14 protein-coding genes and 1 rRNA gene are annotated in these 11,489 nt (G+C 65.7%); 9 read left to right on the top strand and 6 right to left on the bottom strand.

The genetic code is table 11. The annotated features are described in order from the left end of the window. Positions 1-91: ribosomal RNA gene (rrf, locus tag ACFYOW_RS40000) — 5S ribosomal RNA — on the top strand; the annotation flags it as partial. 90 nt (positions 92-181) lie between these two features. Here the strand turns inward: rrf and ACFYOW_RS39995 are convergent. After that, the gene (locus ACFYOW_RS39995; RefSeq protein ID WP_387295638.1) at positions 182-1,474 is read right to left on the bottom strand and encodes a DUF2786 domain-containing protein; all 1,293 of its coding nucleotides are present in this window, start codon (positions 1,472-1,474) and stop codon (positions 182-184) included. Between the two features lie 232 nt (positions 1,475-1,706). Between ACFYOW_RS39995 and ACFYOW_RS39990 the strand changes: the two genes are divergently transcribed. Beyond that, positions 1,707-2,234: a hypothetical protein gene (locus tag ACFYOW_RS39990; RefSeq protein ID WP_387295636.1), complete on the top strand. Its 528-nt coding sequence runs from the start codon at positions 1,707-1,709 to the stop codon at positions 2,232-2,234. Here the strand turns inward: ACFYOW_RS39990 and ACFYOW_RS39985 are convergent. After that, positions 2,231-2,740, bottom strand: a complete 510-nt coding sequence (locus ACFYOW_RS39985) for a nuclear transport factor 2 family protein (RefSeq protein WP_387295634.1) — start codon at positions 2,738-2,740, stop codon at positions 2,231-2,233. The genes ACFYOW_RS39990 and ACFYOW_RS39985 overlap by 4 nt on opposite strands. A 100-nt stretch (positions 2,741-2,840) precedes the next feature. On the opposite strand from ACFYOW_RS39985, the gene ACFYOW_RS39980 reads away from it, so the two are divergent. The 5 genes from ACFYOW_RS39980 (at position 2,841) to hisI (ending at position 6,722) form a co-directional block, all read left to right on the top strand. Then, a complete protein-coding gene (locus ACFYOW_RS39980; RefSeq protein ID WP_387295632.1) occupies positions 2,841-3,293 on the top strand; it encodes a MarR family winged helix-turn-helix transcriptional regulator in 453 nt (150 codons plus the stop codon). Positions 3,294-3,355: 62 nt separating this feature from the next. Then, positions 3,356-4,087 (top strand): bifunctional 1-(5-phosphoribosyl)-5-((5-phosphoribosylamino)methylideneamino)imidazole-4-carboxamide isomerase/phosphoribosylanthranilate isomerase PriA, encoded by a 732-nt coding sequence (priA, locus tag ACFYOW_RS39975; protein ID WP_040688875.1) that lies wholly within the window; start codon positions 3,356-3,358, stop codon positions 4,085-4,087. 7 nt (positions 4,088-4,094) lie between these two features. Then, positions 4,095-4,910: an inositol monophosphatase family protein gene (locus ACFYOW_RS39970; protein WP_387295630.1), complete on the top strand. Its 816-nt coding sequence runs from the start codon at positions 4,095-4,097 to the stop codon at positions 4,908-4,910. Positions 4,911-4,993: 83 nt separating this feature from the next. Then, a complete protein-coding gene (hisF, locus tag ACFYOW_RS39965; protein WP_387295628.1) occupies positions 4,994-5,767 on the top strand; it encodes an imidazole glycerol phosphate synthase subunit HisF in 774 nt (257 codons plus the stop codon). A gap of 610 nt (positions 5,768-6,377) precedes the next feature. Then, positions 6,378-6,722 carry a phosphoribosyl-AMP cyclohydrolase gene (gene hisI, locus ACFYOW_RS39960; RefSeq protein WP_387295626.1) on the top strand — a complete coding sequence of 115 codons (345 nt, stop codon included), beginning with the start codon at positions 6,378-6,380 and terminating at the stop codon, positions 6,720-6,722. 10 nt (positions 6,723-6,732) lie between these two features. On the opposite strand, the gene ACFYOW_RS39955 is transcribed toward hisI, so the two are convergent. The 4 genes from ACFYOW_RS39955 to ACFYOW_RS39940 form a co-directional block, all read right to left on the bottom strand. Next, positions 6,733-7,185, bottom strand: a complete 453-nt coding sequence (locus ACFYOW_RS39955; RefSeq protein WP_387295624.1) for a MarR family winged helix-turn-helix transcriptional regulator — start codon at positions 7,183-7,185, stop codon at positions 6,733-6,735. Positions 7,186-7,419: 234 nt separating this feature from the next. Continuing rightward, entirely contained in the window at positions 7,420-7,992 is a 573-nt protein-coding gene (locus ACFYOW_RS39950; RefSeq protein WP_387295622.1) for a permease, read from the bottom strand. An 87-nt stretch (positions 7,993-8,079) separates the two neighbouring features. Continuing rightward, positions 8,080-8,544, bottom strand: a complete 465-nt coding sequence (locus ACFYOW_RS39945; protein WP_387295620.1) for a peroxiredoxin — start codon at positions 8,542-8,544, stop codon at positions 8,080-8,082. A gap of 92 nt (positions 8,545-8,636) precedes the next feature. After that, a complete protein-coding gene (locus tag ACFYOW_RS39940) occupies positions 8,637-8,945 on the bottom strand; it encodes a hypothetical protein (RefSeq protein WP_387295618.1) in 309 nt (102 codons plus the stop codon). Between the two features lie 160 nt (positions 8,946-9,105). On the opposite strand from ACFYOW_RS39940, the gene ACFYOW_RS39935 reads away from it, so the two are divergent. Both ACFYOW_RS39935 and ACFYOW_RS39930 read left to right on the top strand, forming a co-directional pair. Beyond that, positions 9,106-10,656 (top strand): anthranilate synthase component I, encoded by a 1,551-nt coding sequence (locus ACFYOW_RS39935; RefSeq protein ID WP_387295616.1) that lies wholly within the window; start codon positions 9,106-9,108, stop codon positions 10,654-10,656. Beyond that, positions 10,653-11,408 (top strand): TIGR02234 family membrane protein, encoded by a 756-nt coding sequence (locus tag ACFYOW_RS39930; protein WP_387295614.1) that lies wholly within the window; start codon positions 10,653-10,655, stop codon positions 11,406-11,408. Before ACFYOW_RS39935 ends, ACFYOW_RS39930 begins: the two co-directional genes overlap by 4 nt. The last annotated feature ends 81 nt before the right edge of the window (positions 11,409-11,489 follow it).

Raw genomic sequence — 11,489 nt, 5'->3', positions numbered from 1 at the left:
GCCCGGTCCCATTCCGAACCCGGAAGCTAAGGCCACCAGCGCCGATGGTACTGCACTCGACAGGGTGTGGGAGAGTAGGACACCGCCGGAACATCATTGCGAAAGGCCCCCAACACAGTTGGGGGCCTTTTTGCGTATCAGAGCTCCCCGCAATGTATTTCAGTGCATCAGGGGGTGAGAGCTACTTCTTGATCGGGCGGCGAGCCTGTAGCTGGGCGCTGTCAGCTGCCGCACGCCCCGCCGCCCAACCATTGGCGTTGCCGATGGAAATCCCGCGGTCTCGGATGGTGGGGAACAGCGCGTCGAACGCCTCATCCACTTTGTGCTGGTGGGAGCGGAGCACCGGAAGCAAACGCGCGGGATCCGGGGATTCCGCAATCGTCGTCTCATTCGCTTCTTCGAGTCGCTCACCGATGCGCGTTGCATAGGCGATGAGGAATGACTTGCGGTATGCACGGCTTCTGGCATCGGCGCTTCGCTCGGATTCGTTGCCGCTGGCGATCATCGCTCTGGTCGCCTGAACCAGCAACGACGTCGTCAGCAATTCGACTGCCTCCAAGTCGCCTTCGTCGCCGACGACGGTCATGAAGCCGAATGCCGAGGCGAAGATCGCGCGGCACCGGTTGGCCTTTGCGACCACATCGACGAGCAGCGCTTTCGCGTCGGCATAGGGGGTTTCCAACCAGATCCGACACGCGCCGGGCAGATCGGGCACAGCGTTGCCCGCATCGACGAGTACCCGATCGAGCGCGTATTTGGTCATCAGCTCCTGGGCCTTGGCCGAAAGTGCCTCCGCCTCTTCGGGATATGACGTCGACTCGGCCTTCGCGAGCAGTCCGCGGACTCGGCTCAGAACCTTGACGTCGACGGCGTGGTGGTGTGCTGCGGCTTGCGGTCGTGCAGTGCCGGGCAAGGGCCGGATCAGTTCGAGCTTGGGTAGTCGGATCAGCATCGCAAGCGCCTCGACCACAGTCGTTACCGCCTCTGCCGCAGTCAGTAATTGCCTCGCGGCCCACTGACCGAGGTGCGGTTCTGATGCGGACCACCAGATGTCGGCTCCCAACTCGGCGAGCTGCAGCTGCCAGGTCTCATCGACTGATCCCGGCGCGAAAGGCCGGACGTAGGCGGCCATGACATCGATGAGTAGCGCGATCGCGAACTGGTCCACGCGTCGCCGCGCGACCTGGTGGATGTCTTCCGGCAGCCAGCCGTATTGAAAGATTCGGCCGATGATGTGCTGTGCCGCCAGGTGCGCGCCGTCCGCCTGTTCATGCGTCAGCGACTCGCGCCCGACGAGCTGTTGCGCGAATTGCTCAGCGGCGCGGGCATTTCCCTGCGCGGCTTCCATTGCCGTCGCCATGATCGCGTTCGCGATCTGCTCGGAATCATCCGGCCCACTGGACTGCGTAGACCAGAATACAGAGCCCCCGGCGGCGCCGCGTCCCGAGTGCCGTCGACGTTTTTGCTTGCCCACGACCGATCCTCCTCACGTAGTCCGGAGGCAACTCGCTCACAACCGTATAGGCCGGGAAAGGCCGAGGATGACGTGCATCCAATGCGGCGCGTATCGGTAGCCGTCGGATGCGGAAGCACCGGTAGTCGGCGGCTCTCCGGGTAGACCCTGAGCTGGAGGCCGGCTATGTGGGGGATGCGTCCTGATCCGCCATGCCGGAGTGCGGGCCTACGGTTGTGGCTGGGAGGTCGCAATGAAATCCGCCACGGTTCCGTTGACCGTCATCGGGGTCTATGCCGCGGTTGCGAGCTTCGCGTTCGCGGCCGCCCTCACCGAGACGATCATGTTGTATCCCAATATCTTTCGTGATGTACCCGAATCGCTGGCGCAGACCCAGCAGTTCATGAGTGAGGTCGCGGTCGGTGATGTGATGCGCCCGCTCGGCGGCGTGCTGACGGTGTGCGCGCTGGTCGCCTGTGTTGCAGCGGTCCGGTATCGCCTCGCCCGGGGATGGGTCGGCGCATCGATGATTTCTCTCATCAGTGGCCAGTTCTTGCTGTCGATCCTGTACCTGTGGCCCCGCGCGACGATTCTGTTCGACGAACGCTCCCGGCACAGTCTCGCCGAGATCGAGAGTGCGGCCACCGAATTTCAGGTAGGCGAGTGGGTTCGGATTGCGGCAGCGCTGGCGACCGCGGTATTTGCGGTCGCCGCCACGTTGAGTTGTTATCGCACACGGGTTCTCGCCACGGTCGACGCGCGGTTCGAGCAGCCGGCTTAGGGGCGGGTGCCCGTGGACCACAGGGGCGTCGTCTCCACCCGCGACAGTCGCCAGCCCTCCGCCGTACGAACCGCGTCGAAGCGGTAGACCTCGCCGAGGGTGTACTGCGGCTCCGACACGGCGGTCGTGGCCGGCGCGAATGTGGCGATGAGATTCGCGCGTACCTCGGCCGCATCGCCGTGCAGGTCGATCATCACATTGGTGATGAAGTGCTGAATGCGCTTGTCGTCGGAGTGATTCCGGCTCGCCTGCGCGATGAGCGCGTCACGGCCCTCGGCCCGGCCGCCGGGGGTTTTCGCGGTCGCGTCGGCGGTGTAGATCGTGCGGAAGTCATCGAAGCGGCCCTCGTCCAAGGCGCGGCCCAATTGGTTGACCAGTCCGGTGATTTCGTTGCGGTCCACCAGTTCGCGGAGTTGGTGCGTGTCGTCCCTGGTGGCAGTGGTGCAGGCGGTGAGCAGCGCCAGCGGCAGTGCGGCGAGAGGGAGGAAGCGGCGGATCTTGCTCATCGGTCGAACCTTTCGAACTAAATGTTGGCTGCTCCAACGTTGGCGAGTCCAACGATAACAGATCGTGGGTTGCACCAACAAGTCTTGCTACATTGCTCTCATGGAGATCGCGCACGAGGACACCCCGGGCAGGCTGCGCGCTCTGCCCACCCGACTGGTCAACCAGGTGGCCATCCTCGCCAACAGGGCGACCGAACGCGCCTTCGAAACAACCGGATCCCGCCGCTACCACTACGCCCTGCTGGCTACCCTCGGCGAGTTCGGCCCCGCCAGCCAGGCCGATCTCGGCCGTCGCACCCGCATCGACCGCAGCGATATCGTCGCCGCACTGAACGATCTGGCCGAGCGTGACCTGATCGAACGCACCCCGGATCCGAGCGACCGCCGCCGCAATATCGTCACCATCACCAAGGCGGGCACCCGCCACCTGGACGAACTTGACCAACGAATCGAAGGCGCCCAGGACGATCTACTCACCGCTCTCTCCGTCGCCGAGCGCCGCGAACTGGTCCGGCTGCTCACCCGGATCCTCGATGATCATGTGCAAGGGTGATCGGACCCCTATTTCCGCAGGCCGGGGATAGGGCGCGCGGAGCGAGCAACTAAACTGCATCCGTGAGTCTTGTGCTGCTACCTGCTGTCGATGTCGCCAATGGAGAGGCCGTGCGCCTGGTTCAGGGGGAGGCCGGCAGCGAAACCAACTACGGCTCCCCGCGCGACGCGGCACTCGCCTGGCAGGAAGCCGGTGCGGAGTGGGTGCATCTGGTCGATCTGGACGCGGCATTCGGCCGTGGTTCCAATCGTGAACTGCTGGCCAAGGTCGTCGGCGAACTCGATGTCAAGGTGGAGTTGTCCGGCGGTATCCGCGACGACGAATCCCTGGAGGCCGCACTGGGTACCGGCTGTGCGCGGGTGAACCTCGGCACCGCCGCGCTGGAGGATCCGCAGTGGTGTGCCCGCGCCATCGCCAAGCACGGTGAGCGCATCGCCGTCGGCCTGGATGTGCGGATCATCGATGGCGAACACCGGCTGCGCGGTCGCGGCTGGGTCAGCGACGGCGGCGATCTGTGGGAGGTGCTCGAACGCCTCGAGCGTGACGGTTGCTCGCGCTACGTGGTCACCGACGTGACCAAGGATGGCACCCTCACCGGTCCCAACCTGGATCTGCTGCGCGAGGTCTGCGCCGCCACCGACGCGCCGGTCATCGCCTCCGGTGGCGTTTCCACCATCGAGGATCTGATCGCCATCGCCGAACTGGTGCCCGAGGGTGTCGAGGGTTCGATCGTCGGTAAGGCGCTGTACGCGGGCCGCTTCACGCTGCCCGAGGCGCTGGCCGCGGTCCGCTGACGATTCGATGACCGCCAACCGCCTCGATACCGAACTACCGGCCCTGCTCGACGTCGCCGGCGAAATCCTCGACGCGGCAAGCCCGCGTTTCATCGAGGGGGTCGGCGCGCCGAGCGCGGTGGCCAAGGGCCGCAACGACTTCGCGACCGAACTCGACCTGGAGTTGGAGCGCACCATCTCCGCACAGCTCGAACACCGCACCGGAATCGAGGTGCACGGTGAGGAATTCGGCGGTCCACAGCTCACATCGGGGACCGCGTGGGTGCTCGATCCGATCGACGGCACCTTCAATTACTCATCGGGACACCCCCTTTCGGGCATGCTGCTGGCACTGGTGCACGAAGGGGAGCCGCTGCTCGGGCTGACCTGGCTGCCACTGCTCGGCCAGCGCTATTCGGCGGCCGTCGATGGTCCGGTGCTGCTCAACGGCGAACCGCTGCCGCGCCTGCCGCACGGGAAGCTCGGCGAGGCGATGATCGGCTTCGGTGCGTTCAATGTGGACTCCGCCGGACGCATTCCCGGCCGATTCCGTTTCGACCTGCTCGGTCCGCTGAGCAGGCTGTCGTCACGGGTGCGTATGCACGGCTCCACCGGCATCGACCTCGCGTTCACCGCATCGGGCGTGCTCGGTGGCGCGATCGTCTTCGGGCACCATCCGTGGGACAACGCCGCGGGCGTTGCGATGGTGCGTGCGGCGGGCGGGGTGGTTACCGATCTGGCAGGGGATCCGTGGACCATCACCTCGGGTTCGGTGCTCGCCGCCGCGCCGGGGGTGCACGAGGAACTGCTCGAAATGATTTGCACGGTCGTCGACGATGCGTGAGGCTGCGCACGAAGGACAGGGGCTGGCAGCCGACGGAGCCGGCGGGGTGGGGGAAACAGCATGATTCGAAGAAGGGTGAGCCGATGACGTTGGCGGTACGTGTTATTCCGTGCCTGGATGTCGATGCGGGCCGGGTGGTCAAGGGCGTCAACTTCGAAAACCTGCGTGACGCGGGCGATCCCGTCGAACTCGCCGCCGCCTACGATCTACAGGGTGCCGACGAGCTGACCTTCCTCGACGTCACCGCCTCCACCGGCGACCGCGGCACCATGATCGATGTGGTGACCCGCACGGCCGAGCAGATCTTCATCCCGCTCACCGTCGGCGGCGGTGTGCGCACGGTCGAGGATGTCGACCGGCTGCTGCGCGCGGGCGCGGACAAGGTATCGGTGAACACCGCCGCCATCGCGCGCCCCGAAGTCTTGCGGGAAATGTCGCAGCGCTTCGGCTCCCAGTGCATCGTGCTGTCGGTGGATGCCCGCACTGTTCCGGACGGCCGGCCCGACACTCCGTCCGGCTGGGAGGTCACCACACACGGCGGCAAGCGCGGCACCGGCATAGACGCCATCGAATGGGCCGTGCGCGGCGCCGAACTCGGCGTCGGCGAGATCCTGCTCAACTCGATGGATGCCGACGGCACCAAGACAGGCTTCGACCTGCCCATGATCAAGGCCGTCCGCGACGCGGTGTCGATACCGGTGATCGCCAGCGGCGGAGCGGGCGCGGTCGAACACTTCGCCCCCGCCGTACAGGCCGGCGCAGACGCAGTCCTGGCCGCCAGCGTCTTCCACTTCGGCGACCTCACCATCCCCCAGGTAAAAGCCGCCATGCGCGCAGAACAAATCATCGTGCGCTAGCCCGCGCCCCGGCGCACACGAAGCTGACGCACAACCGGTGACTGCCTCGCACAAGGTATAGCCTCTCCGATGTTCTCAGGAGATTTGCGCAGCCTCCGGTGGAATTCGGCGGCGAAAACCTCAGTGCCGTAACGCCGATGGTTGGTGCGGTCGAGGGTTCCACCGATGTTGTTGTGACCCAAATGGATTTGGCTGCGAGGCTGATCGACGGCGTGCCTTGCAGGTCCTTGGTGAGCTGAATCGCACTCGCGCGGCTTGAATTTTCTTCGGAGAGTTCGGCCGCCACGCCGGGGCGGTGATTGCTATCTGCTCGACAGTTACCCAGGCTTAGCGACCATGTCCGCCACGTGTCCCGCATGTTCCTGGTCATCGCCGATGCTGGTGTCGACACATGGTTCGGTTCGCTATCTGCGTTGTGTCTGTGGCAAATGGCTGGTTGCCCACCGGGGCGGGGTGAATTTGGTCACCGGCCGGGCCGCCTGCGCCAAAAAGCCTGTGGCCGAACATCTCGAACTGATTCCGCTGCCGGAGGAGTAGGAACTGTCGCGGCGGATGGTGTTTCGGCACTACACGATGTGTTCCGGCGGGGAGCCCCCTGTATAACGGTGATATGACTCTCGACCCCGCCATCGCCGCCCGGCTCAAGCGCAATGAAGCCGGACTCGTCGCCGCGGTCGCGCAGGAGCGCGGCACCGGCGATGTGCTGATGGTTGCCTGGATGGACGACGAGGCGCTGGCCCGCACGCTGGAAACCCGCAAGGCGACCTACTATTCGCGTTCGCGCCAGCAGTACTGGGTCAAGGGCGAAACCTCCGGCCATACCCAGTACGTGCACGAGGTCCGTCTCGACTGCGACGGCGACACCATTCTGCTCGTCGTCGACCAAGAGGGCGCGGCCTGCCACACCGGCACGCACACCTGTTTCGACTCCGACCTGCTGCTCGCCGACAGCTGAGCCCGATCTGCTAGGAATTCGGCTGCTCACCGAGCTCCTCGACCGGCGCCGACCTGCCGTTGGACTGGCTCAGCGTGTCGCTGAGCTGCCTGACGAGCAGTTCGCTGAGGTCGGCGAGTTGCGCAGTCTGTTCGGCGTCGAGACCATCGAATACCAACTGCCGCACCGCATCCAGATAACCGGGCGCGGCCTCGACGACCTTCGAATAGCCGTCGTCGGTGAGCACCGCCTGCACGCCGCGGCGGCCGGTGGTTGCTGACCGTTGCGCCCAGCCCATTCGCTCCAGCTTCGACACCACATGGGACAGTCGCGATAGCGATGCATTTGCTTTGTGGGCAAGCTCACTCATCTGCAGCCGGTGGCCGGGCTCCTCAGATAACAGCGTGAGTACCCAGTATTCGAAATGCGTCACCCCGGATTCGCGCTGCAGGTGAGTATCCAAAGCGCCTGGTAGACGTGTCATCAGCGCTACGATCGCGCGCCAAGCTCGTTGTTCGTCCGGGTCGAGCCACTTCGTCACTGGGTGCCTTCTTTCGAGCCAAGTGACGTCTTATTGTTAGCGAACCTAGCGATTAACGAAAAGCATGTTCACGGTCACTCGCGTGAATGAGTTTGCCACGACTTCGCTCGACCGTCATGAACTTGGTCCGCGACGTGAGGTCACTCACAGGGCCGGATGGCGTGTCGGCTACGTGTCCTAGGTGACCGTCGGCGTTTGCGGAGTGGCGGCGGGCGGCGTCGGTGCCGCCTGCTTGCCGGGATGCCTGCGCCGCCACCATCGACGGCTGACCAGGGCCGATGCGGCGAGGAAAATCGCGACCGCCACAATGGCGCCCACCAGTGACGCGCCACGGAAGGCGGGCGCGTCGACGTCCAGAATTCGTTGGCCGGCATGTGCGGCACTACTCCCGCCGAGCACGATCGACAGTGTCATCAGATTCGGAATCGCGACGATCACCGCGAGTAACGCGGCAGCACCCGCGATGAACTTCCCGGCTCGCCGCTTCCAGATCCATGCAGCGAACAACAGTAGGAACAGCGGGATGGCGGTGCCGAGCAAGCCGTACACCAGCCCCCAGCCGATGCCCTTGCTGAAACTGCCGCTCACCAACTCGGCGATGCGCTGGGCCCACCAGCGTGGAATGAACGCCGCCAGAATGAAGTAGGCGATGATCAGTAAGGCGATGACCGCCAGTGCGCCGATGATCCGGGTGCGCCACGTGGCCAGCGTGGATTTCTGCCCGTCCGGCCGAACCTCGCTCGAAGTCATGAACCCAGCGTATGCCGGGCAACTAGGAGATCAACGGCGATAGACCTGGCGTTTTTCGCGGTGGCTACCGCGCGTTCGCGAACAGGGCTACTGCAGAGCGCGTTCGCGCAGGAACTTCAGCGCCTCGTCCGCGTGCACATCGGACCGCAACTCGCCGGTGATCACCTTGGCGACCTTGCGATCCCGGTCGATCACGAAAGTCTGCCGCTTGACCGGTGCGAGCTTGCCGAGCAGCCCGCGCTTCACCCCGAACGCCGAGGCGACCTTGCCGTCGGCATCCGATAGCAACGGGTATCCGAGGTTCTGTTTGGAGGCGAATCCGGCCTGGGTGTCGACGTTGTCGGTGCTGATGCCGACGCACGATGCGCCCAGCGCCGTGAATTCGGCGGACAGATCGCGGAAGTGGCACGCCTCCGCCGTGCAGATCGGCGTATTCGCGGCGGGGTAGAAGAACAGCACCAGCGGACCGTTCGCGAGCAGCGCATCGAGCGAACGCGGGACGCCGGATTGATCGGGAAGCTCGAATTCGGGGGCGAGCTGACCTGTCTGCATAGTGGGGACAGTACCGGGCGCGAGGTCGGTTTGCCGCCCCCGCGCTCGGTTCCCGTCACGCCGGAGACCGGAATGACGGGTTCTTATCGCGACTAAGCGCCGATGAGAGCGGCGACCTCGGGATTTTTGATCTCCATGACATCGAGAATTCCGTGCGCGCGCAGGAGCGGCCTGAGTTCCCTGATACGGTCGCTGTGGGTGGCGTATTCATCCGGAAAGTGGTGCTTGTCCAGGGCTTCCAGCGCCTTCACGTAGGTGACGAAGGAAGCTAGGGCGTTGACTTGGTTGGAACTCGGTGATCCGCCCATCGAATGCAGGCCGACCATCCGCGGGGGTTGACCCGGCAGGCCGGAGCTGGCGGCGCGCCGCCCGTCCGGCGCACCAGGTTGCGAGGGGTACATCAGTTGTCTCCTCCCGAAATGGATACCGCGTATGAGATCGAACGGGGCGAGTGTAGTGACGGCTGTCACCAGCGCCCGCAGCACGTCGGAACCGGACAGTCGGTTCAGGAGGATGGGACGCGCCGACAAGGCTGTCGGTGCCGCCTGGGATGATGGACACATGCCTGGCGCGTCCACCCCCACCACCACGACCCGCGAACAGTTCCACCAACTGGCCGCGGGGCACCGGGTGGTCCCCGTGACCCGAAAGGTGCTGGCGGACTCCGAAACTCCGCTGTCGGCGTACCGCAAGTTGGCCGCCGATCGGGCCGGTACCTTCCTGTTCGAGTCCGCAGAGACCGGGCGGTCCTGGTCGCGCTGGTCGTTCATCGGCGCGGGCAGCCCGTCCGCATTGACGGTTGTCGACGGTGAAGCGGCCTGGCTCGGGCACACCCCGGTGGACGCGCCCTCCGGTGGCGATCCGCTGGTTGCGCTGCGCGAAACCCTGCAGTTGCTGCAGACTGAGCGGCTGCCCGGCCTGCCCCCGCTGACCGGCGGCATGGTCGGCTATCTCGGCTACGACGCGGTGCGCCGGATCGAGCGGCTGCCCACCCTCGCCGCCGACGATCTGGGGCTGCCCGAGATGGTGCTGATGCTCGCCACCGATCTCGCGGCCTTCGATCACCACGAGGGCGCGATCACGCTCATCGCCAATGCGGTCAACTGGAACGGCACCGCCGAACGAGTCGACGAGGCCTATGACGATGCGGTGGCCCGGCTGGACCGGATGACCGCCGCGCTGGCCGCGTCCTCGGAGTCGACGGTGTCGGTCTTCGATCAGCCCGACCCGGAGTACATCCGCCGCCGCACCACCGAAGAATTCGGTGCAGGCGTGCGCCGCCTGGTCAAGGAGATCGAGGCGGGCGAGGCCTTCCAGGTGGTGCTCTCGCAGCGTTTCGAAATGGATTACGACGGCGCGCCTTTGGACCTCTACCGGATGCTGCGCGCCTCCAATCCGAGCCCGTACATGTACCTGATCCACATCCCGGACGGCGACGGCGGCACGGCGTTCTCCATAGTCGGCTCCAGCCCGGAATCGCTGGTGACCGTGAAAGAGGGCGTGGCGACGACACATCCGATCGCGGGCACCCGGTGGCGCGGCGCCACCGAGGAGGACGATCTGCTGCTGGAGAAGGGACTGCTGGCCGACGAGAAGGAGAACGCCGAGCATCTGATGCTCGTCGACCTCGGCCGTAACGATCTGGGCCGGGTCTGCCAGCCGGGCACGGTGCGGGTCACCGAGTATCGGCACATCGAGCGCTACAGCCACGTCATGCATCTGGTCTCGACGGTCTCGGGCCGCCTCGCGCCGGGCAAGATCGCGCTGGACGCGGTCAACGCCTGCTTCCCCGCGGGCACGCTGTCCGGTGCGCCGAAGGTGCGCGCGATGGAACTCATCGAGGAACTCGAGCCCACCCGGCGCGGCGTCTACGGCGGTGTTGTCGGCTATCTCGACTTCGCGGGCGATGCGGATACCGCGATCGCCATCCGCACCGCACTGCTGAAGGACGGCACCGCCTATGTGCAGGCGGGTGCGGGCATCGTCGCGGATTCGGATCCGGATTACGAGGACGTCGAATCCCGCAACAAGGCCATGGCGGTGCTGCGGGCAGTGGCGGCCGCGAAAACCGTTCGGGCGTATAGCGCACCTGCGGACGGCGGCGCGGAATGACCGATTCGGAACCCGCCGATACCGATCCGACCGCCCCGGCGGATTCGCAGACCGCGAAGCGTAAGTATTCGGTCGGCGCGATCGTCCTGCTCGCCGTCGCCGCTGCGGCGCTGTGGGGCTCCTCCCGAATGACGTGGGTGACTGTCTCGTCCACCGACGGGCTGACCGAACCGCGCACCGACAAACTGAACGGCGGTGTCTGGTTCGGTGCGCTCACTCCGCTGGCCCTGGTACTGCTGGCCGCAATCGCCGCGGTGCTGGCGACCCGCGGCTGGTTGCGGCGCATGTTCGGTGTCCTGATCGGTTTGGTCGCCGCGGTGACGGCCGTTCCGGCCTTCGCCCTGCTGACCAGATCCGGCGCGACCGCGGCCCGTGCCGCCACCCTGGCGGAGCTGCCCGGCCGCGCAACGGTCACCGAGGTGGTCACGTCCCAGTTCCCGGCCGTACTTTCGCTGCTGGGAGCGCTGGCGGCCTTTGTGGCCGGTGTCCTGCTGGCCCGTATGTCCGAGGACGCCGCCCGCCTGTCCGGCAAGTACGACAATCCGGTCTTCCGCAGGGCTGCCGCCACCGAACAGGTGACGCGTCAGCGCACCGACGAGGCGGCCGGCGATACGGGTCAGCTTTCCGAGCGAGTGCTCTGGGATGCGTTGGACGCGGGGACCGACCCGACCGAGGAAGCGAGTCGGCCCGCTCCGGCGACCGACGATTCCGCCGATCATGATCAGGGGAAACAAAGACATCGAGGTGTCTGAGCAGGTGACTACAAACCCCGGCGCAGTTGCGCCACAAGCAGCCATTTATTCTTTGTCAGCATCGGTGAGACAGCGCCTGGG

Origin of the sequence: Nocardia sp. NPDC006982 (genome assembly GCF_042869435.1) — a bacterium.
Taxonomy (GTDB): Bacteria; Actinomycetota; Actinomycetes; order Mycobacteriales; family Mycobacteriaceae; genus Nocardia.
This window is presented reverse-complemented; position numbering and strand designations above follow the sequence as displayed.